Source organism: Sinorhizobium sojae CCBAU 05684 (assembly GCF_002288525.1).
GTDB classification, from domain to species: domain Bacteria; phylum Pseudomonadota; class Alphaproteobacteria; order Rhizobiales; family Rhizobiaceae; genus Sinorhizobium; species Sinorhizobium sojae.
On sequence record NZ_CP023067.1, the window covers coordinates 586,531 to 607,686 of the forward strand.

At 62.9% G+C, this 21,156-nt stretch carries 24 protein-coding genes and 1 pseudogene; 9 read left to right on the forward strand and 16 right to left on the reverse strand.

The window, feature by feature from the left end:
• The first annotated feature begins 55 nt into the window (after window positions 1–55).
• Complete coding sequence (locus tag SJ05684_RS02830) at window positions 56–478, forward strand: organic hydroperoxide resistance protein (RefSeq protein WP_034852323.1); 423 nt, start codon at window positions 56–58, stop codon at window positions 476–478.
• A gap of 113 nt (window positions 479–591) precedes the next feature.
• On the opposite strand, the gene SJ05684_RS02835 is transcribed toward SJ05684_RS02830, so the two are convergent.
• Together SJ05684_RS02835 and SJ05684_RS29455 are read right to left on the reverse strand one after the other, a co-directional pair.
• Entirely contained in the window at window positions 592–2,145 is a 1,554-nt protein-coding gene (locus tag SJ05684_RS02835; protein ID WP_034852325.1) for a helicase HerA-like C-terminal domain-containing protein, read from the reverse strand.
• Window positions 2,146–2,152: 7 nt separating this feature from the next.
• Window positions 2,153–2,356: a hypothetical protein gene (locus SJ05684_RS29455; RefSeq protein WP_157211950.1), complete on the reverse strand. Its 204-nt coding sequence runs from the start codon at window positions 2,354–2,356 to the stop codon at window positions 2,153–2,155.
• Between the two features lie 43 nt (window positions 2,357–2,399).
• On the opposite strand from SJ05684_RS29455, the gene SJ05684_RS02840 reads away from it, so the two are divergent.
• Complete coding sequence (locus SJ05684_RS02840; RefSeq protein ID WP_034852468.1) at window positions 2,400–2,789, forward strand: DUF2780 domain-containing protein; 390 nt, start codon at window positions 2,400–2,402, stop codon at window positions 2,787–2,789.
• A gap of 126 nt (window positions 2,790–2,915) precedes the next feature.
• Here SJ05684_RS02840 and SJ05684_RS02845 read toward each other — a convergent pair whose 3' ends face one another.
• The 5 genes and pseudogenes from SJ05684_RS02845 to SJ05684_RS02865 form a co-directional block, all read right to left on the reverse strand.
• A complete protein-coding gene (locus SJ05684_RS02845; protein WP_034852327.1) occupies window positions 2,916–3,743 on the reverse strand; it encodes an aldo/keto reductase in 828 nt (275 codons plus the stop codon).
• A gap of 77 nt (window positions 3,744–3,820) precedes the next feature.
• The gene (tam, locus tag SJ05684_RS02850; RefSeq protein ID WP_034852329.1) at window positions 3,821–4,594 is read right to left on the reverse strand and encodes a trans-aconitate 2-methyltransferase; all 774 of its coding nucleotides are present in this window, start codon (window positions 4,592–4,594) and stop codon (window positions 3,821–3,823) included.
• 10 nt (window positions 4,595–4,604) lie between these two features.
• Window positions 4,605–5,267 carry a haloacid dehalogenase type II gene (locus tag SJ05684_RS02855; protein WP_034852331.1) on the reverse strand — a complete coding sequence of 221 codons (663 nt, stop codon included), beginning with the start codon at window positions 5,265–5,267 and terminating at the stop codon, window positions 4,605–4,607.
• Between the two features lie 160 nt (window positions 5,268–5,427).
• Window positions 5,428–5,979, reverse strand: a complete 552-nt coding sequence (locus SJ05684_RS02860) for a phosphatase (protein ID WP_034852333.1) — start codon at window positions 5,977–5,979, stop codon at window positions 5,428–5,430.
• Window positions 5,980–6,183: 204 nt separating this feature from the next.
• A pseudogene (locus tag SJ05684_RS02865) lies at window positions 6,184–7,222 on the reverse strand (zinc-dependent alcohol dehydrogenase family protein).
• Window positions 7,223–7,379: 157 nt separating this feature from the next.
• Between SJ05684_RS02865 and SJ05684_RS02870 the strand changes: the two are divergent.
• Window positions 7,380–8,261, forward strand: coding sequence for a branched-chain amino acid aminotransferase (locus SJ05684_RS02870; RefSeq protein WP_034852335.1), 882 nt, complete (start codon window positions 7,380–7,382; stop codon window positions 8,259–8,261).
• 120 nt (window positions 8,262–8,381) lie between these two features.
• Here SJ05684_RS02870 and SJ05684_RS02875 read toward each other — a convergent pair whose 3' ends face one another.
• Window positions 8,382–8,792: a VOC family protein gene (locus SJ05684_RS02875; RefSeq protein WP_034852337.1), complete on the reverse strand. Its 411-nt coding sequence runs from the start codon at window positions 8,790–8,792 to the stop codon at window positions 8,382–8,384.
• A 234-nt stretch (window positions 8,793–9,026) separates the two neighbouring features.
• Between SJ05684_RS02875 and SJ05684_RS02880 the strand changes: the two genes are divergently transcribed.
• On the forward strand, window positions 9,027–9,629 hold the full coding sequence (locus SJ05684_RS02880; protein WP_034852338.1) for a superoxide dismutase: 603 nt from the start codon (window positions 9,027–9,029) through the stop codon (window positions 9,627–9,629).
• Between the two features lie 137 nt (window positions 9,630–9,766).
• Here the strand turns inward: SJ05684_RS02880 and SJ05684_RS02885 are convergent, their stop codons facing one another.
• Window positions 9,767–10,465, reverse strand: a complete 699-nt coding sequence (locus SJ05684_RS02885; RefSeq protein ID WP_034852340.1) for a helix-turn-helix transcriptional regulator — start codon at window positions 10,463–10,465, stop codon at window positions 9,767–9,769.
• Window positions 10,466–10,595: 130 nt separating this feature from the next.
• Here SJ05684_RS02885 and SJ05684_RS02890 point away from each other — a divergent pair, with 130 nt between their 5' ends.
• From SJ05684_RS02890 to SJ05684_RS02900, 3 genes are all read left to right on the forward strand, one after another.
• Window positions 10,596–11,231 (forward strand): LysE family translocator, encoded by a 636-nt coding sequence (locus SJ05684_RS02890; RefSeq protein ID WP_034852341.1) that lies wholly within the window; start codon window positions 10,596–10,598, stop codon window positions 11,229–11,231.
• Window positions 11,232–11,420: 189 nt separating this feature from the next.
• Entirely contained in the window at window positions 11,421–11,867 is a 447-nt protein-coding gene (locus tag SJ05684_RS02895; protein ID WP_034852343.1) for a c-type cytochrome, read from the forward strand.
• Window positions 11,868–11,999: 132 nt separating this feature from the next.
• Window positions 12,000–12,914: a c-type cytochrome gene (locus SJ05684_RS02900; RefSeq protein WP_034852345.1), complete on the forward strand. Its 915-nt coding sequence runs from the start codon at window positions 12,000–12,002 to the stop codon at window positions 12,912–12,914.
• A gap of 55 nt (window positions 12,915–12,969) precedes the next feature.
• On the opposite strand, the gene SJ05684_RS02905 is transcribed toward SJ05684_RS02900, so the two are convergent.
• The 3 genes from SJ05684_RS02905 to SJ05684_RS02915 all read right to left on the reverse strand — a co-directional run bounded on the left by SJ05684_RS02905 (window position 12,970) and on the right by SJ05684_RS02915 (window position 14,909).
• A complete protein-coding gene (locus tag SJ05684_RS02905; RefSeq protein WP_034852346.1) occupies window positions 12,970–13,539 on the reverse strand; it encodes a DJ-1/PfpI family protein in 570 nt (189 codons plus the stop codon).
• A gap of 13 nt (window positions 13,540–13,552) precedes the next feature.
• Window positions 13,553–14,056 carry a GNAT family N-acetyltransferase gene (locus SJ05684_RS02910; protein ID WP_034852347.1) on the reverse strand — a complete coding sequence of 168 codons (504 nt, stop codon included), beginning with the start codon at window positions 14,054–14,056 and terminating at the stop codon, window positions 13,553–13,555.
• Window positions 14,057–14,495: 439 nt separating this feature from the next.
• Entirely contained in the window at window positions 14,496–14,909 is a 414-nt protein-coding gene (locus SJ05684_RS02915; RefSeq protein ID WP_034852349.1) for a MerR family transcriptional regulator, read from the reverse strand.
• 104 nt (window positions 14,910–15,013) lie between these two features.
• Here SJ05684_RS02915 and SJ05684_RS31005 point away from each other — a divergent pair, with 104 nt between their 5' ends.
• Complete coding sequence (locus SJ05684_RS31005) at window positions 15,014–15,313, forward strand: serine hydrolase family protein (protein ID WP_034852350.1); 300 nt, start codon at window positions 15,014–15,016, stop codon at window positions 15,311–15,313.
• Here SJ05684_RS31005 and SJ05684_RS02925 read toward each other — a convergent pair.
• Window positions 15,256–16,758: a protein adenylyltransferase SelO gene (locus SJ05684_RS02925; protein WP_085939002.1), complete on the reverse strand. Its 1,503-nt coding sequence runs from the start codon at window positions 16,756–16,758 to the stop codon at window positions 15,256–15,258. The genes SJ05684_RS31005 and SJ05684_RS02925 overlap by 58 nt on opposite strands.
• Before the next feature lie 132 nt (window positions 16,759–16,890).
• The gene (locus SJ05684_RS02930) at window positions 16,891–17,853 is read right to left on the reverse strand and encodes a homocysteine S-methyltransferase family protein (RefSeq protein WP_034852352.1); all 963 of its coding nucleotides are present in this window, start codon (window positions 17,851–17,853) and stop codon (window positions 16,891–16,893) included.
• A gap of 187 nt (window positions 17,854–18,040) precedes the next feature.
• Between SJ05684_RS02930 and SJ05684_RS02935 the strand changes: the two genes are divergently transcribed.
• Entirely contained in the window at window positions 18,041–18,289 is a 249-nt protein-coding gene (locus tag SJ05684_RS02935) for a hypothetical protein (protein WP_034852353.1), read from the forward strand.
• 7 nt (window positions 18,290–18,296) lie between these two features.
• Here the strand turns inward: SJ05684_RS02935 and SJ05684_RS02940 are convergent, their stop codons facing one another.
• Together SJ05684_RS02940 and SJ05684_RS02945 are read right to left on the reverse strand one after the other, a co-directional pair.
• A complete protein-coding gene (locus SJ05684_RS02940) occupies window positions 18,297–18,824 on the reverse strand; it encodes a DUF1697 domain-containing protein (RefSeq protein ID WP_034852355.1) in 528 nt (175 codons plus the stop codon).
• Window positions 18,825–18,935: 111 nt separating this feature from the next.
• Entirely contained in the window at window positions 18,936–21,044 is a 2,109-nt protein-coding gene (locus SJ05684_RS02945) for a S9 family peptidase (RefSeq protein WP_034852356.1), read from the reverse strand.
• Between the last annotated feature and the right edge of the window lie 112 nt (window positions 21,045–21,156).

The window sequence follows — 21,156 nt, forward strand, 5'->3', positions numbered from 1 at the left end:
TTAATTTTGCGATATTAATCTGCCATTCAGCCACCTAACCAGGAAGGAGAATGCAATGCCCATCCTTTACCGCACCACCGCATCCGCTACCGGCGGCCGTGCCGGCCACGCCAAGAGCGCCGACGGCGTTCTTGATGTCACCCTCACCGTACCGAAGGAACTCGGCGGCGATGGGGCACACGGCACCAATCCGGAGCAGCTGTTCGCTGCCGGCTATTCCGCCTGCTTCCTGGGCGCACTGAAATTCGTTGCCGGCAAGGAGAAGGTAAAGCTTTCGGAAGACACGAAGGTGACGGGTACCGTCGGCATTGGCCCGCGCGAAGACGGTACGGGCTTCTTCATCGATGCCGCGCTCGAAGTTTCTTCGCCGGACGTCGACAAGGCCGTTCTCGAGGATCTGGTCCAGAAGGCGCATATCGTTTGCCCCTACAGCCACGCAACGCGAGGCAATATCGACGTGAAGCTGTCGGTGGCCTGATAGCTGTAAGGCCTTGAACACTGAAGCCCGCAATGTGACTGCGGGCTTCTTTTTTTGCACTTGGATATCAGCCGTATCGGCCCTCTTGAGAAACCCGGTGCGCAGCAACAGCCCTATCGCTTCAGGCTGCCCAGAATGCCGCGGACGATCGCCCGGCCGACCTGGGTCGCGACCGTGCGGGCGACTGATTTCAGCGCGGCTTCCATGATCGTTTCCCGCTGGTAGCCGGAGGAACGTGGCCGGGTGCGGCGTCCCGATGACTCCTCGTTCTCGTCGTCGCCGAAACCGGGCAGGGTCCAGCGGCTGCGGCCGGACTGCTCTTCGTCGGCCTGTTCTCCCGCCCGCCGCGATGCCTCGGCTGCCTGGGCCGTCCGTTCGGCAAGAATCTCATAGGCCGATTTCCGGTCGAAATCCTCGTCATAGAGCCCGCGCACCGGGCTGACATTCATCGTATTCTGCCGCTCGGTCTCCGTCAGCGGCCCGAGGCGCGAGGACGGCGGGCGGATCAGCGTCCGCTCGACCACCGATGGCGAACCCTTGCCTTCGAGCGTGGAGACCAGCGCTTCGCCGGTACCGAGCGTGGTGATCACCGCGGCGCAGTCGAAGTCCGGGTTGGGGCGGAACGTCTCGGCCGCCGTCTTCACCGCCTTCTGCTCGCGAGGGGTGTAGGCGCGCAGTGCATGCTGCACGCGATTGCCGAGCTGGGCGAGCACGGTTTCCGGCACGTCGAGCGGGTTCTGCGTGACGAAATAGACGCCGACGCCCTTGGAGCGGATCAGGCGAACCACCTGTTCGACGCGTTCGACGAGCACCTTCGGCGCGTCGTTGAAGAGCAGATGCGCCTCGTCGAAGAAGAAGACCAGCCGCGGTTTCTCCGGATCGCCCACCTCCGGCAGTTCCTCGAAGAGCTCGGACAGGAGCCAGAGCAGGAACGTCGCGTAGAGCCTCGGATTCATCATCAGCGTGTCGGCGGCAAGCACCGAGATCGCGCCGCGTCCGTCATTGGTCGTGCGCATGATGTCGGTGATCTTCAATGCGGGCTCGCCGAAGAAGTGATCGGCACCCTGCTGCTCCAGGATCAACAGCTCGCGCTGGATCGAGCCCACGGAGGACTTGGAGATGAAGCCGAACTGGTTCGAAAGCTCGCTTGCATTCTCGCCCATATATTTGAGAAGCGTCTGCAAGTCCTTGAGGTCGAGCAGCGGAAGACCACCTTCATCGGCGATCTTGAAGGCGATGTTCAATACCCCTTCCTGGGCGTCGGTGGCGTTCATCAGGCGCGAGAGCAAGAGCGGCCCCATCTCCGACATCGTCGTACGGACCCGGTGGCCCTTCTCGCCATAGAGATCCCAGAAGATCACTGGGAACTCCTGGAAGTCGTAGGGATCGAGGCCGATCTGTTCGGCGCGCTTCAAAAGAAAGTCCTTCGGCTCGCCGATCGCGCCGATCCCTGAGAGATCGCCCTTGACGTCGGCACAAAAGACGGGAACGCCGGCATTCGAGAAGCTCTCGGCCAGGATCTGCAGCGTCACGGTCTTGCCGGTGCCGGTCGCCCCGGTGATCAGACCGTGGCGATTGCCGAATTTGAGTTCGAGATACTCGCCCTTGTTGATCGAATCGTCCGGCTTGCGGCTGGTGCCGATATACAGCTTGCCTTCCTGCAGCATGGGAGTCTCATCTCCATTTATCAATTTTGCCAATGGAAGCGGACATTTGCCGCCCGATCGCCATCGAAATGTCGTTGGTTTTGTTATAGGAGGTGAGCCTCTGCCCGGCAACAAGAGTTGCGCGGACCGGAAGACTTGCGGACAGGGCTCCGATGCCATTGTCGGGTGATGCCGGCCATTCGGGTGCTATTGTCATTTCGAAGTCGATCATTTACCTTGACGTTCACGTCAAAAAACAGAGCGAGGAGATTTCCATGAGTGAACTGGTCACGCGGGTGGCGGAGAATGTCGGCATCGAGCCCGCGACGGCCGAAAAGGCGGTTGGGATGATTCTCGGCTTCCTGCAGCGCGAAGCGGCGGACGGGCCGGTCGCCCGAATGATCGAGGCAATTCCCGGAGCGCCGGAACTGGTCGCACAATATAGCGGAGAGGGCGGCAATGGGGGGCTGCTCGGCGGGCTGATGTCGGCCATGGGCGGCGGCGGCGTCATGGCGCTCGGCCAGCAGCTGATGAGCCAGGGCCTTGGCATGGGCGAGATCACGGCGCTTGCGAGGGAGACCATCGCCTACGCCAAGGAAAGGGCTGGCGACGAAGTCGTCGACGAGGTCGTCGCCTCGGTGCCGGGCCTCAGCCAATTCGTTTGAGGGTATAGCAAATTCTCTGGTCTGCCGGCTATTTCCCCTGCTACAGCGACCTTTGCGCGTCTGATCAGACGTGCGGCGCTGCAGCTGGGCAGATGGCCGGCAGGCCAGGAGGGATAGCGCTCGCGCTTACGCGTCCCATTCGGGAGCCAATCCCGCCGGGCTGACGATCCGGCCGTCCGGCTTTGCAAGGCCGCGGATCGCTGCCATGTCTTCCCTGGTCAGCGCGAAATCGAAGATTGCGAAATTCTCCTTGAGCCGCGCCTCCGTCGCCGTTTTCGAGAGGGCGACGACGTCCTGCTGCTGCACCAGCCATCGAAGCGCCACCTGCGCGGCGGTCCTGCCATGGCGCGCGCCGATCTCGGCCAGCAGCGGGTCGGACGGTGTGCGGCCATTGGCCATGGCGTAATAGGCGGTGAGCGACATGCCGTGCCGGCGGGCAGCGTGCAGAAGCTTCGTCTGGTCGAGATAGGGGTGATACTCGACCTGGTTGGTTGCGATCGGCGCCTCGCTGAGCCGCACCGCTTCCTCCATCTGCGCCATGTTGAAGTTGCTGACGCCGATATGGCGCACCTTGCCGGCTTTCAGCACCGCGTTAAGCGCGCCGATCCGCTCCGCCATCGGCACATCGCTCCCCGGCCAGTGCAGGAGCAGGAGGTCGACATAGTCGGTCCCGAGCTTCCTGAGGCTTTCCTCGACCGAGGCGACAAAGGCGTCCTGCCGATAATTGTCGACCCAGACCTTTGTCGTCAGGAAGACATCCGGGCGCGGAATGCCGGACATGCGCATGGCTTCCCCGACTTCCGCCTCGTTGCCGTAGATCTGCGCCGTGTCCACATGGCGAAAGCCGATCTTCAGGGCTTGCGGCAGAATGCGCAGCACCTCGTCTCCGGACATGCGGAAGGTGCCGAAGCCGAGGGCGGGAATATTGGCGCCGTTGGAATTGACTGCATGCATGGAGGGCTCCTCGAGCGACGAAAAGGACGCCCCTATACTCGTCGCCCCGCGACGAAGGTTCAAGCCGGTTCCGGAATTCAGCCGCCCTTCGTTGTTACGATGAAGAGGCGGGGGAAGCGCAACAGCACGCGTCCATCGGCCATCGGCGGATAGGCCTTCCGGATCTTCTCGGCATAGGCGGCGAGGTATTCCGTTCTCCGCTCGGCCGGCAGGGCATCGAGATAGGGGCGCAATCCCGTCCCCTTCACCCACTCTACGATAGCATTCGCATTGGCGAGCTGGTGATAATAGACCGTGTGCCAGACCTCGATCCGCGCCGCCTTGGCGGCAAGCTTCTCGACATAGGTCTTCGGCGCGGGGAGTGGGATGCGCGGCACTATGCGGTCGTGGAACGCCTGTTCGAAAGCGCGCTCTTCGGCCGTCTCCTGCATCAGGGCGTGTGATGGCTCGTCGAGATTGTCCGGCATCTGCACCGCGAGCGTGCCGCCGGGCGCGAGCGCCGCGAGCAGCCGCTCGAGGAGGTCGATGTGTTTCGGCAGCCACTGGAATACCGCATTGGCGAACAAGAGTGCAGGGGTCGCCGGCGGCGCCCAGCCGGCGAGATCGACCTTCTCGAAGCGTAGATCCGGTAGGCGCTGACGGGCGGCGGTCAGCATGTTGTCGTCATTGTCGATGCCGACGAGGTCGTTGTCCGGAAAACGGGCGCGGATCAGTTCCGTCGAGTTGCCCGGCCCGCAGCCGAGGTCGAAAGCGGTGCCGGCCGGCAGGTTCGGAACCTGGGCCAAGAGGTCTCGCGCCGGCCGCGTCCTTTCCTCCTCGAACTTCACGTATTGCGCTGCCGACCACGCCATCTGATGCTCCTCATATGCCGAATTGCAGGCTTTCGAGCGAAGGGAGGATGAGCGACGGCCCAAAGTCCCTGTATTCGTCCGGCATGTCTGCGCGATTGATCCAGACCGTGCGGAAGCCGAATTTGGTCGCACCCGCAATGTCCCAGCGGTTCGACGACTGGAACGAAACGGCACGCGGATAGAGCCGGTACCGCGTCGTTACGAGATCGTAGACGGCGGGGGCTGTCTTGAACGTAACGACGCTATCGACCGAGAACACGTCGTCGATGACGATGTCGAGCGCCGCGTTCTTCACGGCGGAGGCAAGCATCGCCGGCGAGCCGTTCGAGAGGATGGCGATGCGGGCGCCGCGCTCCTTCAATCCCCGTAGCACCGCCGGCACCTCCGGATAGCAGTCGAGCGTCCAATAGGCGTCGAGCAATTTTTTCTTGAGCTTGGGATCGGCGGAAGGAAAGCGCTGAAACGCGAAATCCAGCGATTGCTCCGTCAATTGCCAGAAATCGACATAGGCGCCCATCAGCGCGCGCACCCAGGAATATTCGAGCTGCTTGGCGCGCCAGAGCTCGGAAAAGGCCTGCCCGTCCGGACCGATCGCGTCGGCGTGCCGGCGCACCGCCGCGTGCACGTCGAAAAGCGTGCCGTAGGCGTCAAAGACATAGGCCGCGTAAGACATCGAATTCTCCCGTCTTTCCCCGCTCGGCTGAAGCTCCAGGAGCGACCTTCCGGACGAGCGGATATTGCGACGAACAACGCGCCGCTTCTCCATTTGTTTTGGAGAGATCATGTCAAATTTTTGTGCGCTGCACAACGGCGACAATCGCGGCGGCGATGTGTCAGCCTTTCCAGACCTTTGCCGGAAAGCGAAGCGCCTGTTTGGCAAGCTTGCCCTTGAGCCCGAGCGCCGCGTCGCAGAGGCCGACCACAAGGCGGTTCGGCTTGGCCTCGGGGCGAAGCGCGTGCAAAGCCGCTGCTGCTTCCTCGGGCGCCATGTAGCGCGCCAGGATGCCGAGCGTCAGCGCCGTCGAGCGGCCGATACCTCTGAGGCAGTGGATCAGAAGATGCGCGTCCTCCGGCAGCCCGTCGATGAAGGCGAAGGTCGCCTCGATCGCCTCGGCGGGTGCCGCATCCGGCGCTTGCGCATCAATGGCATCGCCGAAATAGAGTTCCAGATGCCGCTCCGGCGGCAGTTCTATCATCGACAGAAGCCGGGTTGCCGGCGCCCGGATCGAGATCAGATGCGTCGGCGCCCAAAGCGCCCGATTGTGCCGCGCCTCCGTCTGCGAAGCGACGATCACGCGCACCGGCCAGCCATTCGGATGCATCGGATTGCCGTCGAGAAGGGGCCGGTAAAGCTCGCCTTCGCAGGCCTGGGCCGCAAGCGCCATGACGGGACCTCGCTGATTCGTCTTGCTCATCGGGAGGATAGCAGTGCAATGACGGCATCGGAATCCCCTTGAGCTTGGGCGGTGCGATCGGGCAGGGCACTTCCTCAAGTGCAAGACCCCCGACCCCTCCCACCCGTGGGGAGGGTTGGGGAGGGGGTCTTGGAACGGCGCTGTGGACGGCGCGGCTCGCCCCGTTATAATGCGCTAAAGCCGCGTAATCACACTGATGCCGAGGTCAGTCGCCCGGTCCATCGCCACCAGTGCCGGCACCGCCTCTTCCAGCGAAATCTCGCGGCCGATCAGATGCGTGGGATCGAGCTTGCCGGCCGTAATCATCGCCAGCATGGCATCGTAGCGCCAGGCCTGCATGCCGTGGCAGCCATAGATTTCGAGTTCGTGGCCGATCACCTGGGCCATCGGAATTTGAGGCGTGGCGTGTTCGGCCAGCATCAGGCCCACCTGGACGTGGCGGCCGCGGCGGCGCAGATTCTTGATTGAATTGAAGCAGGTGACGGGGGAGCCGAGCGCATCGATCGACACATGCGCGCCGTTGGGTGATCTCCTTGACGGCGGCGGCTACGTCATCGGTCTCGCGAGCATTGATCGCCGCAACGGCACCGACTTGCTGGGCAAAGGCCAGCTTCTCGGCGGAAATGTCGATGGCGATGGGATGGGCGCCGAGCGCGGCGGCGATCATGATCGCCGAGAGGCCGACGCCGCCGCAGCCGTGCACCGCCACCCATTCGCCACCCTTGACGCGCGCCTGGTCGGCGACGGCCCGGAAGGAGGTGGCGAAGCGGCAGCCGAGGCTGGCGGCGGTCGCAAAATCCATGCTCTCCGGCAAATGGACGAGGTTTTGGTCGGCGAAATCGATCGCCACATACTCGGCGAACGAGCCCCAATGGGTGAAGCCCGGCTGGAACTGTGCTTCACAGACCTGTTGGTTGCCGGAGCGGCATTCGCCGCAACGGCCGCAGCCGGAAACGAAAGGCACGGTCACGCGGTCGCCGACCTTGTAGCGCATGACCGCGCGGCCAGCGGCGGCGATCGTCCCCGCCAATTCGTGGCCCGGAACATGCGGCAGGCGAATGTCCGGGTCGTGCCCCATCCAGCCATGCCAATCGCTCCGGCAGAGCCCGGTGGCCTCGACCTTGATGACGACGCCGTTCTCCGTCGGTGACGGATCGGGCAGCACCCTGATCTCCGGCGTCTTTTCGAAGGCGTCGTAATACATTGCTCTCATTGGCGCGAACTCCCATTCAGCCCCTGTGGTTTTTGGCGTGCCTAACACGCTGCTCCAGAATGGAGCTCATGACAATTTTTGATGTACTCATTTACCCTAGTGCTGCTTTTTCCCGTTACATCGGGATGATGCCCGACGAGACGAGAAGGAGACGCCGATGGCCGTCGATACATCCCCCCGCTCCACCACCTGGACCTATGTCGACGGCGAATGGCTTCCCGGCAACCCGCCGCTGATCGGACCGACATCCCATGCGATGTGGCTCGGCTCGACGGTGTTCGACGGCGCGCGCTGGTTCGACGGCATCGCGCCGGATCTCGACCTGCATTGCCGGCGCGTCAACCGCTCGGCGGAAGCGCTCGGACTGAAGCCGGTCATGGCCGCCGAAGAGATCGAGGCGCTCACCTGGGAGGGCGTGAAGAAATTCGACGGCAAGACGGCGATCTATGTAAAGCCGATGTATTGGGGCGAGCACGGCTCCTGGAGCGTGGTGGCGGTCGATCCGGAATCGACCCGTTTCGCCCTCTGCCTGTTCGAGGCTCCCATGGGCAATGCCCATGCGGGTTCGGCGCTGACGCTTTCGCCCTTCCGCCGGCCGACCCTCGAATGCATGCCCACCGATGCCAAGGCCGGCTGCCTGTATCCCAACAATGCCCGCATCCTCGGGGAGGCGCGCTCGCGCGGCTTCGACAACGCGCTGGTGCGCGATATGCTCGGCAACATTGCCGAGACCGGCTCTTCCAACGTCTTCATGGTGAAGGACGGCGTCGTTTTCACGCCGGCCGCCAACCGGACCTTCCTCGCCGGCATTACCCGCTCTCGTGTCATGAGTCTTCTGCGCGAAGCCGGTTTCGAGGTGGTCGAAACGACGCTGAACATGGCCGATTTCGAGGCGGCCGATGAGATCTTCACCACCGGCAACTATTCGAAGGTCGTGCCGGTGACCCGGCTCGAGGAGCGCGACCTGCAGACTGGCCCGATCACCGCCGCGGCGCGCGACCTCTATATGGATTGGGCACATTCGAGCAGGAACGTTTAACGGCGGCGAGGTGTCCCTCATCCGCCTGCCCGTCCTCGGCAGAGGCGCATGGCGCATTCTCTCTGTCCCCTCTCCCCGCGTGCGGGGAGAGGGTTAGGGTTAGGTGCTTTCAAAACATGCTCAATCCTCGATCGGCCTGACGAGCACGTCGGCGGAGGATCGTGTCGTCGGCCCGTGATGGACCGCTTCGATATTGTTGCCGTCCGGATCGAGCAGAAAGGCGGCGTAGTAGCCCGGGTGGTAGGGACGCTCGCCGGGTCCGCCATTATCCAAACCGCCGTTTGCGAGGCCGGCATGGTGGAAGCGCTTCACTGAGTCGCGGTCGGCCGCCTGGAAGGCGAGATGCACGCGGCTCTGATAGTCATCCGCCTTATCTACGAACAATTCGTCGAAGGCGAAAAATGCCTCGGTCTCATAGGTCGGCTGATGGCCGAGCGCGCCGAGGACCGCAACGTAGAAGCGCTTGCTGACGGCGAGATCCTGCACGCGAAGGTGCACGTGGTCGATGAGACGTCCCTGGTGAAACTCCATCCTGGTCTCCTGCAGCTCCTGTGCGGCGGAGGCGACGCAATTATGTAACGAAGCTGCACCAGGAAAGTTGCGTATCGCCTTCTCCAAGGACCGATCGTTGCGTCCGCAAAGGAAGTATTTTTCGTGACTTAGGGAAATTTTGGCACCGCATTGGTTGCCTCGCGCGAAGGCGGTGCCTATGTTCCCGGTCACAGATTTCCCTCACGAAATCCCATGCCAAGAGGAGATGCCACAATGGCTTTCGAATTGCCGAACCTTCCCTATGACTATGATGCGCTGGCGCCATACATGTCGCGCGAAACGCTCGAATACCATCACGACAAGCATCACCTCGCCTATGTGACCAACGGCAATAAGCTTGCCGAAGAAGCCGGTCTTTCCGATCTGTCGGTGGAGGAAATCGTCAAGAAGTCCTACGGCACGAACCAGCCGCTGTTCAACAATGCCGGCCAGCATTACAACCATATCCACTTCTGGAAGTGGATGAAGAAGGGCGGCGGCGGCACCAGCCTGCCAGGCAAGCTAGACGCAGCGATCAAGTCCGATCTCGGCGGCTACGACAAGTTCCGCGCCGATTTCATTCAGGCCGGCACCGCCCAGTTCGGCTCCGGCTGGGCCTGGCTCGCGGTCAAGAATGGCAAGCTCGAAATTTCGAAGACCCCGAACGGCGAAAATCCGCTGGTTCATGGCGCATCGCCGATCCTCGGCGTCGATGTCTGGGAGCACTCCTACTACATCGACTACCGCAACGCCCGCCCGAAATATCTCGAGGCCTTCGTCGATAGCCTGATCAACTGGGACTACGTGCTCGAAATGTACGAGGCGGCGACGAAGTAAGCGACCCTGTCGCGACGGAAATTCGGCCTGGCGCTCGCGCCGGGTCTTTTTGTTGGGAAGAAGCGGAGTGAAAAGGCGCTGCGGAAGCGGTGCTGCCGACAAATACAGGCGTTGCATTTCTCACGGCATCGCGTACGTCAAACACCCGCACCCGCCGGCGTTTTCCATCCCGCCATCCATGCTTGCCGCATCCTGTCGCCCTCGCCGCGGAAGAAGGCTTCGACCGGCTCGCACTGCTCCACCCTGTCAGCGCGGAAATTGCGGATCGCCTGGCGCAATTCGCACCAGGCGACCATCATCGCCTGCTCCGAATAATAAATCAGGGCCAGCGGCCTGACCGTGCGTTCCGTCACCCGACCGAGCTCGTCGCGATAGTCCATCGCGAGTTTCTGCTCGTCACGGATCGCGCGGCGAATGAGGGCGAGGTCGACCGCCGGCGGGGCTGCCGCGATCGATCCCCAGGCGTGAAGCGCCTGCGACTGAAACACTTGGCGCAGCGGCCCCGGCACGGCTCCGGTGATCTTCTCGCCTACACGCCGGGCGGCAACTTTAAGCTCCCCGTCGCCGGTGCGCTCGAGCAGAGCGAGGGCAAGCACGATCGCCTCCGTTTCATCGATGGAAAACATGAGCGGCGGCAGGTCGAAGCCGGGCCTCAATATATAGCCGATGCCGCGTCCGCCCTCGATCGGCACCCGCATGGATTGCAATGCAACGATGTCGCGATAGATCGATCGTGATGTCACCTCCAGCCGTTCGGCCATTTCGGCCGCCGTCACCGGCTTTCGAGCAAGCCGCAGGATCTGGATGATCTCGAAAAGGCGTGATGCCTTGGGCATCGGTTTCCCTCCATCGTCGCGAAGGCTCCTGACATGACCTGTCAGTTGGAGGTCGATATAGCATGCGGCAACGGATTGAAAAATCTGCAATCCGGTCCTTTGCCCCTCGAATTATCCACGAGCAACTGACATGACATACGCGGAAAACCTCTGGCTGTTCTTCACTCTCCTGTTCGGCATCATCATCGTCCCCGGCATGGACATGGTCTTCGTGCTGGCCAACGCGATCACCGGCGGACGCGCCTCCGGGCTCGCCGCGACCGCCGGCATCATGGCGGGCGGCGTCCTGCACACCCTTTATGCCGCACTCGGCGTCAGCGTGGTGCTGCATCTGATCCCCGAGCTCTTCAATATGCTCCTCCTTGCCGGCGCGGCCTATATCGCGTGGATCGGCTTCTCGCTCCTGCGCAGTTCCGTCACCATCGCCGGCATCGACGGCGGGATGACGCGATCGCGCTGGACGAGTTTCCGTCAGGGGGCGCTGACGAGCCTCATGAATCCCAAGGCCTACCTCTTCATGCTGGCGGTCTATCCGCAATTCCTGAGACCGCAATTCGGCCCCGTCTGGTCGCAGGCTGCCGTCATGGCAATGATGATCGCCTCGACGCAGCTGGCGGTCTATGGCGGTCTGGCGCTTGCAGCCGGCCGCGGTCGCGATCTGCTGGTCGGCAGTCCCGCCGTGACGGTCGCAGCCGGCAAGGCCGCGGGTCTTGTCCTTGTATTGATCGCGGGTGTGACCATTTGGCAGGGGTGGAGCGATGTGTGAGCGGCTATAACATGACTATACTGTTCATGTTATTCGCCTCGACCCGGAGATGAAGGTATTGCCGGCGAGTTGCCTTGCAGCGACAAGCACTTCAAAAAAATGTTACTTCCGTCGATAGGCCAAGATGCCATCATGCCCGCGCTTTCAACACGAAGCCGCACAAGCGGATTCGCATGACCGGAGATGATGATGAAGATGAGAGCTTTTGCGCTTGCGGCCGCCCTTGCGGGGCTGTGTGTGACCGCCGTGACCGCTGCGGACGAGCCGCAGGAGGTGCGGCAGCAGCTGATGAAGAAGGTCGGGCAGGCTGCCGGTGCGCTCAGCGGGATAGCCAAGGGCGAAAAGCCGTATGACGCGGAAGTCATCAAGGCATCGCTGACGACGATCAGCGAGACCGTAAAGGTTTTTCCCAATCATTTCCCCGAGGGCTCGGAAACCGGCATGGAGACTGAAGCAAGCCCGAAAATCTGGGAGAATATGGAGGACTTCAAGGCGAAGGCCGCCAAGCTCGGCAGCGATGCGGAGATGTTTCTCGCCGAATTGCCCTCTGACTCTGCCGGCGTCGGCGCCGCGCTGGGTGTCCTCGGGAAGGACTGCGGCAGCTGTCACGAGATCTACCGCCTGAAGAAAGACTGACGAAGGTTCTTTTGTTTGCCCGGAATGCGTCGGACCGACCGGCGCATTCCTTTCTGCGTTAGAGGCCCGCAGCGCCGTCTGATCAGGCGCGAAAGTCGCCGTAGCACTTTGCACGCAGCAGTAGGGGAGATCATGAGGCGGCGCACAAATAGGCTTCTGTCCAGTCTGGTCCTGCTGATTCTCGCCAGCGCCAGCGTGCTCTGGTGGCTGACGAAGCCGAGTCCATGGGATGAGACGCAGTGGCAGGGGCTGGGTCAACCGGACATTGCCAATGGCGAACAGGTGTTCTGGGCCGGCGGCTGCACCGGCTGCCACGCGGCTCCCGGCGCCGAGGATGACCGGCGGCTCGTGCTGGGGGGCGGCCGGCCGCTGAAAAGTCCGTTCGGCACTTTCCATGCGCCGAATATCTCGCCGGACGAAACGGCTGGAATCGGCGGCTGGACGCTTGCCGAGTTCGGCAATGCGATGACGCGCGGCGTCGGCAAAGACGGCGAGCATCTTTATCCGTCCTTTCCTTATGGCTCCTACGCGCGCATGACCGCCGAGGATATCAACGACCTTTGGGGCTTCCTGCAAACGCTGCCGAAAAGTAGTGATATTGCACCGCCGCATGAACTGCCCTTTCCCTACAACATCCGTCTGGCGCTCGGCGGTTGGAAGCTCCTGTACTTGACCGATGATCCCAGGGTCGCCCTCGATACGGCCGATCCAAAGCTCGCCCGTGGACAATATCTCGTGGAAGGTCCCGGCCATTGCGGAGAGTGCCACACCCCCCGCGACGCGCTCGGCGGCTTCGAACCGGGCAGGTGGCTTGCCGGTGCGCCGAATCCGGAAGGGGAGGGTCGTATTCCCAATATCACGCCGGGCTCGAAGAGCATCGGCGGTTGGAGCGAATCCGACATCGCCTCCTATCTGGAGACCGGCTTCACGCCCGATTTTGACACTGTCGGCGGCTCGATGGTCGAGGTGCAGAAGAACATGGCGAAGCTTCCCGCAGCCGACCGCGAGGCGATAGCCGCCTATCTGAAGGCGCTGCCGCCGCTATGATGCATGTCGCCCAAGGCGTGCAGCGGGGACAAGGACATGCAAAAACCACGATCATTCAGGCGAGCCGGTGCTCCTCGGCATAGAGCGCGAGATAGGCGTCGAGCGCCTCGGATCCGAGGCCGAGCGCGCGGAAGACTTCAGCCGCAAAGCTCACCGGAGCGGTGCCTGCGGCAGTCACCAGGCGACCGCTGCGCACCGCCTGCGGCTGGTCGCGATAGTGGCTCTGGCCTTGATAGCCGGGAACCGCCGCAAGGCTTTCGGCCGAGTTGCCGGTGTGATCGGCCCCATTGAGGATGCCGCTTGCGGCAAGCGCCAGCGTGGCGCCGCAGATTGCCGCGACCACGCGGTCTGCCGTATGGAAGGCGCGGATCGTGTGTGACAGGTCCGGTGCCGCGGCGGTTTCCCAGATGGTGCCGCCGCAGAGCACGAGCCCGTCGAATTCCGCCGGTGCGAGCGTCTTCGCCGGCAGGTGCGGCGTGATGTGCAGGCCGCCCATCGAGCTCACCACCGTGCCGCCGGGGGAGGCAACGAGGAGATCCACCCCAAGCTCGGCGCGCGCCGTTGCCATCAACAGCGCGCATTCCCAGTCGGCAAAGCCTTCCGTCAGCACGATGGCAACGCGCATCGAGCCCTCCTCTTCAGCCTATGCTCTGAATATGGCGCATGCCGGTCACAGGGCGAGGCACGAAGCGCTCGGATTCGTAGAAGCGATGCGCCTGGAAATTGCCGGTCGCGGCGCTGACGGAGAGATAGTTGCAGCCCGCCATCTTTGCCTGTTCCCGCGCCTTGGCGACGAGGTGGCGCCCGATCCCGGTGCCACGATGACCTGGCCGGACGAAGAGGTGATGCAGCTCCATGCCGCGTGCGCCCTCGGCCGCCCTGTACAGGGGGACCAGGATGGCGTAGCCGATCAACGAACCGCCGGCTTCGGCGACGAGAGCGGTAATCCAGGGCATGCGGCCGAAAAGGTCGCGCTCGAGCTGTTCATTTGTGATCGGAGCGGCGTCGCCGTGATGGGCGGAAAGCTCGGCGATCATTTCGCGCAGTTCGGCGACATCGCGCGGCTTGGCGCAGCGGATCGTCACCATGGGCGCTCTGGCCGATGGCACGGGATGAAGGCTAGGTATGGCGGTCTGCAGCATTCTCGGCTCCTATGGTTCTGCCGCCATCAGGTGCCGTGAAAAACAAAAGCCGCCTGATGGCGGCCTTGTTGAATATGATCAGCAGGCCGCTCCTATCGGAACAGCCAAAAATACGCGCGGCAAATGGGTGCGTTCTTGATCATGCCCGTAGATTCTCCATTTCCGGGCTTTTGTCAACGGAGATTCTTGGCGGAACTCATACCAACTGCGCCGGTATCGGCCGATTGCGTGGGGCCGACTGCGGGTGTCCGGTGTGGAGCACACCGTAGAGCGATGCTCATGCATCGGTCGAGGATTGCGAAGCGGCCGACAGAGGGTCCGCCCGAAGGGCCGGCCGCTTACGGTCTGCGGGCTGTGTCGAAAGCCCTCACCGAACCACGTGGCCCGGTTGCGGCTTCTCCTTGCTCCGACGCAATCCGTCGATCGGTAGAGGTTGGTATCAGTGCTCGCTTTCGCACAGCGAGTGGTCGGCAAGCGCGCGGATCACGTAGCAGTCGCCGATGGTATGGTTGCCATGGCAGGCGACGATGCGCTCCAATTCCTGTTCCAGCTTCTTCAGCCACGCGATCCTCTCCCGCACGGAGGCGAGGTGTTCGCTCGCAATGCGATCCGCCTCGCCGCAAGGGCGCTCCGGATGCTCGCTCAGGGTCAGCAGGTCGCGGATGTCTTCGATCGAAAGCCCGAGCTCGCGCGCATGGCGGATGAAGGCGAGGCGCTCGAGTTGGCGCCTCTCGTAGCGCCGCTGGTTGCCTTCGGACCGCTCCGGTGCCGCAATCAGTCCCCTTTGTTCGTAATACCGGATCGTCGGAATCTTTACGCCCGTCCGCCGGGAGAGGTCGCCGATCGAATACATATGCGCGCTCCATATCTATAGCTTCTGGAGCTTTATGTGGGGCCCTGTGCGCGCCCATCAAGGTTGGGCCGTTTTTCCACCCATGCAATCTCTCGTGGCACGCTATGCGTCTCGACCGCATGGAACCCGAGCTCAACGAAGCCGAGTACGGCTATCCGCGCGATACGACGACGCCTGCCGCCATGAAGGAAACGCTTGGCAAGCAGGCCTTCGGTTCGGTGCTGTCGGAAACTTTACGCCAGCAGCTTATCGGCTGGATGGCCGCGAACGCCGCTATGGCTGGATGCTGTCGAGATGTTTCGCCGCACAAAGGCTATGGTAAGGCGCCGTTTCGCTGCGACCTGGGTCAAGTTCCGCAGAAGGTCTGCAGCACTTCTTCACCGGGCGTCGGGGGTTCCGCATAGGCGGCATGATGCGGCTGGTCTTCATAGGGCTTGGAGGTCACGTCGAGGAGGGCCTCAAAGAGCGAGAAATCCGCATCCTGGATTGCCGCATCGATCGCCTGCTCCACCCGATGATTGCGCGGAATGAACGACGGATTGACGGCCCGCATGGCGGCGGCACGCTCGCCCGCCTGCTGCGGTTCGCGCGCGAGCCGGCCCCGCCAGTCCGCGAGCCAGAGCGAAAGCGCCTCCGGGTTTTGGAACAGGCCGGCAAGCCGCGCGTCCGAAGCTTCGTCCTCGGCACAGGCCGCAAGGCGGCGGAAGGTGAGGGTGAAATCCGCATTGCCCTTGTGCATCAGGGTCAGGAGCGACTGTATCAGGTCGAGATCTCCGTCCTGCGCCGTCGCAAGCCCGACCTTTCTCCGCATGCCCTCGAGCCAGTGCTCCTGGAAGACGGACCCGTATCCGGTGAGGACCTCATTGGCGAGATCGACCGCCGTGTCGGCGACGGGGTCGAACAATGTCACGAGCGTCTCGGCGAGGCGTGCGAGGTTCCACTGCCCGATGGCCGGTTGATTCGCGTAGGCGTAGCGGCCGAACTGGTCGATCGAACTGAACACCTTCTTGGGATCGTAGGCATCCATGAAGGCGCAGGGGCCAAAGTCGATCGTTTCGCCGGAGACCGTCATATTGTCGGTGTTCATCACGCCGTGGATGAAGCCGACATGGAGCCAGCGCGCGATCAAGGCGGCCTGGCGCGCCGTGACCGTCCTGAAGAGCGCGAGATAGGGCCGTTCGTCGCCCTTGATCTCCGGATAGTGGCGATCGATCACGTAATCGGCGAGCGCCCTGACGGCTTCCATGTCCCCGCGCGCGGCGAAGAACTGGAAGGTGCCGACGCGAATGTGGCTTGCCGCGACGCGAGTGAAGACTGCGCCGGGCAGTATCTCCTCGCGATAGACGGGCTGGCCGGTGACGGTTGCGGCAAGCGCGCGCGTGGTCGGGACGCCGAGCGCATGCATCGCTTCGCTGACGATATATTCGCGCAAGACCGGCCCGAGCGCCGCACGCCCGTCGCCGCGGCGGGAAAAGGGCGTCTGGCCCGATCCCTTGAGCTGGATGTCGCGGCGCTTCCCGTTGCGGTCGATCACCTCACCAATCAGTATGGCGCGGCCGTCGCCGAGCTGAGGGACGAATGTGCCGAACTGGTGGCCCGCATAGGCCATGGCAAGCGGCTCCGCGCCCGGGGGGACGCGGTTGCCGGAGAAGATCGCTGCGCCGTCGCGCTCCAGCGTTTCGACGTCGAGCCGAAGCTCTTGGGCAAGCGGCCGATTGAGCTTGATCAGCCAGGGTTCGGCCACCGGCGTCGGCTCGACGCGCGCATAGAACTGTGCAGGCAGCCGCGCGTAGCTGTTGTCGAAACGGAACGGGCCGGTCTCAGAGGCCGTCGGGGGAGTGTAATCCATCATGCTCCAGCGGCCACGACGCGACAGGCCGGCCGCCCTTTCCCGACGAGTCTACACGAGCCATCCGCTTTTCGCGAGGGGCGGCGCGGCGCCTACAGCGCCGTGCGGGCACATCCCGGGCGGGCAATCCGATCAGGCGCTGAGCGCCGCCGGTGGCAGACAGGCTTCGCAGATCGCCGCGATGTGGCGATGATCGGTACCGCAGCAGCCGCCGAGAATGCGCAGATGCGGCATGCGCCCGGTCAGCGCACGGTAGCGCTGAGCGAGGTCGCGCACATCGCCGGCATCCAAGGTCTCGCTGTCGTCGAGTTCGGCGTGGCTCTTCGCCGAGGCATTGGCTCGGATGCCGCCGATCCGCCGGACCCAGGCGCGGTTCTGGTCGAGACTGCCCTCGAAATGGCTCGGATGTGCGCAGTTGATCATGTAATGGTGCGGATAGCCCTCGGTTGCCGCGTCCACGGTTTCGACCGCTTGCTGCAGCGAGCGGCCGGTGACGAGCCTGCCGTCAGTCTCCACCGTGAACGAGATGGCGCAGGGCATCTGGTGTTTGCGTGCGGCGCGGGCAATTCCGATCGCCTCGTCGATATTGGTCAGGGTGTAGGCGGCCACCATGTCGGCTTCGCTGCCGGCAAAAGCCGCCACTTGCGCCGTGTGATAGTCTTCCGCTTCATCAGCCGACATCTGGCCGGCCTTGTAGCCGTCGCCGCGCGGGCCGATTGCGCCGCTGAGCACGATCGGCGCCTGCGGGCGCTCGTATTCCGCACGCAGTTCCCTCAGCAGGTGCACCGCGTCACGGTTGACCTGGTCGAGCGCCTCGGCAACATAGCCGAGTTTTGCGCCCCAGTCGGCATTGGCGCGCCAGGTGGCCGTATCGAGAATGAAGCCCGTCCCGTGGCTTCGGGCAATATCGAGATAGCGCGTGTAGTAGCGAAGGAGTTGCCGGCGCCCTTCCGAGGACGACAGCAGGACGAAGGACGCGAAGTGCGGCAGCTCTATGCCGTCGTGAAAGATCAGAGTCGTTTCCAGGCCGCCGTCGCTCAAGAATGCGCCTCCGCGAGAGAACGGCAGGTCGTGTCGGTATTTGGCGGTTTCCATTTCCAACGTTTCCTCCTCTTGTTGCTGCAGACCACGCAGGGGAGGGTCGCTAGATGCTCCCTCATCCCGCTCCAAAGCTGGCGTCTCTGTCGACAGCTAAACTGGCGGTCTTGCGGCATAGTATTGCCGGAATTGCCGCACATCGCTGTAACATCAGGAACGTGCTGCAGGGGTTTGGCGAGGGGAGATGGCTGCCGCCGTTTCTGCGAACAGAAAACTGTACTGCGGCACAGGAGCGGCCGTGCGAAAGGGCGAGAAAGCCCAATGCCGGTCTACCATCCGCGCCGATGCCGATCAGCTCGCGATATGGTCTCGACCGTTTTCGAAGACGGCACGTGCTGTCGAAGGCGCTGAGGGGCCCGAAGAGAGCCATCCAGATCAGCTCCTCGTCTTTCGCGGCTTCGTGCGGCTGCTGGTCCAGCCGAAAGACCGGTGACGACCGGTCAGGAGTTCTCATCCTCCAGGGCGGCGGCCAGTTCCGCAAGCTTTCGCACCGTATTGAGGTTGCGCGCCGTGCCGGCCTTCAATGCCGGAAGCTTGAGCTTCGAGCGGCCGGACCCGTTCGGATAGTGGATGAATATCTCCCGGACCCCGATCCTTACCTCCTCTCCGTCCGGCGCCACCAGTTCGTCGAGCGCATCCGCAGCAGGTGGTTCCGGCAGGAAGGTGACGAGCACGAAGTTCGGCTTGGCGTCGGGAAACGGTGCCATCGCCACGACCTCTTCAAGCGCGCGCCGGCTGCGAAGGATCACACCCGGCGTCTTGCCCATCCTGGTAGCAAGCGCGTCTTCAAGCCTCTGCCGCACCTCAGTTTCGGAGAGCTTGGTGCGGAAGAGGACATTGCCGCTTTGAATGTAGGTCTTGACGGCGGTGAAGCCGAGGCTATCGCAGATGGCCCTCAGCTCCGCCATCGTTATCGTGCTGGTGCCGCCGACATTGACTGCCCTCAACAAAGCGACGTAGACCGGCACCGCATTACCTCCTAAAGCGCTTTGCAGTCAGGTGGAATTACCTGACGTCGCACAAACGCGGCAAAACGAACAGACAGAGAGCGGCAACGCAAAAGGGACAGCATCCCGCGCCTACGCCTTGCCAGCGACCTTGATGGCAAAGGCATATTCGAAGGCGATCTCCTCAAGGCGCTGGAAGCGCCCGGATGCGCCGCCATGGCCGGCATCCATGTTGGTCTTCAGAAGGATCGGTTCGTTGCCCGTCGTTTGCTCGCGCAGCTTCGCTACCCATTTCGCCGGCTCCCAATAGGTGACGCGCGGATCGGTCAGGCCGCCAAGCGCCAGGATCGCCGGATAGGGTTTCGCCTCCACATTGTCATAGGGCGAGTAGCCGGCGATGATGTTGTAGAACTCCGCGCTTTCGATCGGATTTCCCCATTCGGGCCATTCCGGAGGCGTCAGCGGCAAGGTGTCGTCGAGCATGGTGTTAAGCACGTCGACGAAGGGTACGGCGGCGATGATGCCGCGGAACTTTTCCGGCGCCATATTGGCAATCGCGCCCATCAGCATCCCGCCGGCCGAGCCGCCTTCGGCGATGATGTTCGAGTAGGAAGTGAACTTCTCCTGATTCAGATAGTCAGCCGCGGCGATAAAGTCTTTGAAGGTATTGATCTTCTTCGCCATCTTTCCGTCTTCGTACCATTGGAAGCCCTTGTCCTTGCCGCCGCGGATATGGGCGATCGCATAGACGAAGCCGCGGTCGACGAGCGACAGGCAATTGGTGTTGAAGCCCGCCGGAATCGTGATGCCGTACGCCCCGTAGCCGTAGAGCAGGCACGGCGCCGAGCCGTCGAGCGGCGTGTCCTTGCGATAGAGGAGGGTAACCGGAACAGCGGCGCCGTCCGGAGCGGGTGCGAAGACGCGGCGGGTGACGTAGTCGTCCGGATTGTGCCCCGAGGGTACTTCCTGGGTCTTGAGCAGCGTCCGCTCGCGCGTCGCCATGTTATAGTCGAAAAGTTGCGAGGGCGTCGTCATCGAGGAGTAGGAGAAGCGGATGACGTCGGTGTCGTATTCGGCGGCACCCGAGAGCCCCAACGAGTAGGCTTCCTCGGCGAAGGCGATCGCGTGTTCCTCGCCAGACTTGCGGTCGCGGATGACGATTTCCGGCAGGCCCTCGCGCCGCTGCAACCAGACGAGATGGCGTGCATAGGCCATATGGCTGAGGATCAGAGTGCCCGGCCGGTGCGCAACCACCTCGCGCCAGTTTTCCTTCTGCGGCGCTTCGACAGGCGCTTCCATGATCTTGAAATCCTTGGCGCCCTCAGCATTGGTCAGGATATAGAAAACGTCGCCCCCTTCGGTCATGGAATATTCGAGACCGGTGACGCGTTCCGCCACGAGCTTCGGCTCGGCGTCGAGGTCCGTGGTCGGGATGATCCGGTACTCGCTGGTCTGGTGGTCGTGGATGTCGATAAAGATGAAATCGTCGAGCAGTGAGCCGCCGACCGACATGAAGAAGCCCGGATTCTCTTCCTCATAGACCAGCCGGTCGTCCGACTGCGGCGTGCCGACGACGTGATGATAGATCTTCGACGGCCGATGGTTCTCGTCGAGCACGGTATAGAAGAAGCTCTTGCCGTCGGGCGCCCAGGCACCGCCGCCGCCGGTATTCTCGACGATGTCGGCAAGATCGGCACCCGTCGCGAGGTCGCGCACCTTCAGCGTGAAATATTCCGATCCCTTGTCGTCATAGCCCCAGATGCCGCGGGCATGGTCATTCGAATGATTGAGGCCAGCAATGCGAAAATAGGCCTTTCCCTGGGCCTCCTTGTCGCCATCGAGCAGCACCTGCCGGATTGTCTCGTCGTCGACCGCTCCCTCGCGCGGAATCCGGAAATACCGCGGATGTTCGCCGCCTTTCACGTAAAAGGTGCCGTAAGCGAAGCCGCCGTCCTTCATTGGGACGGAGGAATCGTCTTCCTTGATGCGGCCGCGCATTTCGGCAAACAGCGTCTTTTGCAGATCCTTCGTGTCCGCCATCGCGGCGTTCATATACTCGTTTTCCGCTTCGAGATGCCTGCGGATCTCCGGATTAAGAATCGACGGATCCTTGAACATGGCCTGCCAGTTCTCGGCCCTGAGCCAAGCGTAGTCGTCGGTCCGGACGATGCCGTGTCGCGTGTCCGTCAGCGGCATTTTCGGAGCGACGGGTGCGGCGGGCAGGTTCTTGAAAACGGGCAAGGCGGGTCTCCGGGTGCTGTTCTGCGGGAGACCATGAGATAGAGAGCGCATAAGCGGCGATCAAGCGGAAAGCACGGGAGCGCTGGCGGCGCCGCGCTTCCCGCCCTGCCAC

What these genes read in the sequence shown, in the direction of transcription:
- SJ05684_RS02830 (WP_034852323.1), top strand. Translation starts at nt 56, where the DNA reads ATGCCCATCCTTTACCGCACCACCGCATCCGCTACCGGCGGCCGTGCC.
- SJ05684_RS02835 (WP_034852325.1), bottom strand. Translation starts at nt 2,145, where the DNA reads ATGCTGCAGGAAGGCAAGCTGTATATCGGCACCAGCCGCAAGCCGGAC.
- SJ05684_RS29455 (WP_157211950.1), bottom strand. Translation starts at nt 2,356, where the DNA reads ATGATCGACTTCGAAATGACAATAGCACCCGAATGGCCGGCATCACCC.
- SJ05684_RS02840 (WP_034852468.1), top strand. Translation starts at nt 2,400, where the DNA reads ATGAGTGAACTGGTCACGCGGGTGGCGGAGAATGTCGGCATCGAGCCC.
- SJ05684_RS02845 (WP_034852327.1), bottom strand. Translation starts at nt 3,743, where the DNA reads ATGCATGCAGTCAATTCCAACGGCGCCAATATTCCCGCCCTCGGCTTC.
- tam (WP_034852329.1), bottom strand. Translation starts at nt 4,594, where the DNA reads ATGGCGTGGTCGGCAGCGCAATACGTGAAGTTCGAGGAGGAAAGGACG.
- SJ05684_RS02855 (WP_034852331.1), bottom strand. Translation starts at nt 5,267, where the DNA reads ATGTCTTACGCGGCCTATGTCTTTGACGCCTACGGCACGCTTTTCGAC.
- SJ05684_RS02860 (WP_034852333.1), bottom strand. Translation starts at nt 5,979, where the DNA reads ATGGCGCTTGCGGCCCAGGCCTGCGAAGGCGAGCTTTACCGGCCCCTT.
- SJ05684_RS02870 (WP_034852335.1), top strand. Translation starts at nt 7,380, where the DNA reads ATGGCCGTCGATACATCCCCCCGCTCCACCACCTGGACCTATGTCGAC.
- SJ05684_RS02875 (WP_034852337.1), bottom strand. Translation starts at nt 8,792, where the DNA reads ATGGAGTTTCACCAGGGACGTCTCATCGACCACGTGCACCTTCGCGTG.
- SJ05684_RS02880 (WP_034852338.1), top strand. Translation starts at nt 9,027, where the DNA reads ATGGCTTTCGAATTGCCGAACCTTCCCTATGACTATGATGCGCTGGCG.
- SJ05684_RS02885 (WP_034852340.1), bottom strand. Translation starts at nt 10,465, where the DNA reads ATGCCCAAGGCATCACGCCTTTTCGAGATCATCCAGATCCTGCGGCTT.
- SJ05684_RS02890 (WP_034852341.1), top strand. Translation starts at nt 10,596, where the DNA reads ATGACATACGCGGAAAACCTCTGGCTGTTCTTCACTCTCCTGTTCGGC.
- SJ05684_RS02895 (WP_034852343.1), top strand. Translation starts at nt 11,421, where the DNA reads ATGAAGATGAGAGCTTTTGCGCTTGCGGCCGCCCTTGCGGGGCTGTGT.
- SJ05684_RS02900 (WP_034852345.1), top strand. Translation starts at nt 12,000, where the DNA reads ATGAGGCGGCGCACAAATAGGCTTCTGTCCAGTCTGGTCCTGCTGATT.
- SJ05684_RS02905 (WP_034852346.1), bottom strand. Translation starts at nt 13,539, where the DNA reads ATGCGCGTTGCCATCGTGCTGACGGAAGGCTTTGCCGACTGGGAATGC.
- SJ05684_RS02910 (WP_034852347.1), bottom strand. Translation starts at nt 14,056, where the DNA reads ATGCTGCAGACCGCCATACCTAGCCTTCATCCCGTGCCATCGGCCAGA.
- SJ05684_RS02915 (WP_034852349.1), bottom strand. Translation starts at nt 14,909, where the DNA reads ATGTATTCGATCGGCGACCTCTCCCGGCGGACGGGCGTAAAGATTCCG.
- SJ05684_RS31005 (WP_034852350.1), top strand. Translation starts at nt 15,014, where the DNA reads ATGCGTCTCGACCGCATGGAACCCGAGCTCAACGAAGCCGAGTACGGC.
- SJ05684_RS02925 (WP_085939002.1), bottom strand. Translation starts at nt 16,758, where the DNA reads ATGGATTACACTCCCCCGACGGCCTCTGAGACCGGCCCGTTCCGTTTC.
- SJ05684_RS02930 (WP_034852352.1), bottom strand. Translation starts at nt 17,853, where the DNA reads ATGGAAACCGCCAAATACCGACACGACCTGCCGTTCTCTCGCGGAGGC.
- SJ05684_RS02935 (WP_034852353.1), top strand. Translation starts at nt 18,041, where the DNA reads ATGGCTGCCGCCGTTTCTGCGAACAGAAAACTGTACTGCGGCACAGGA.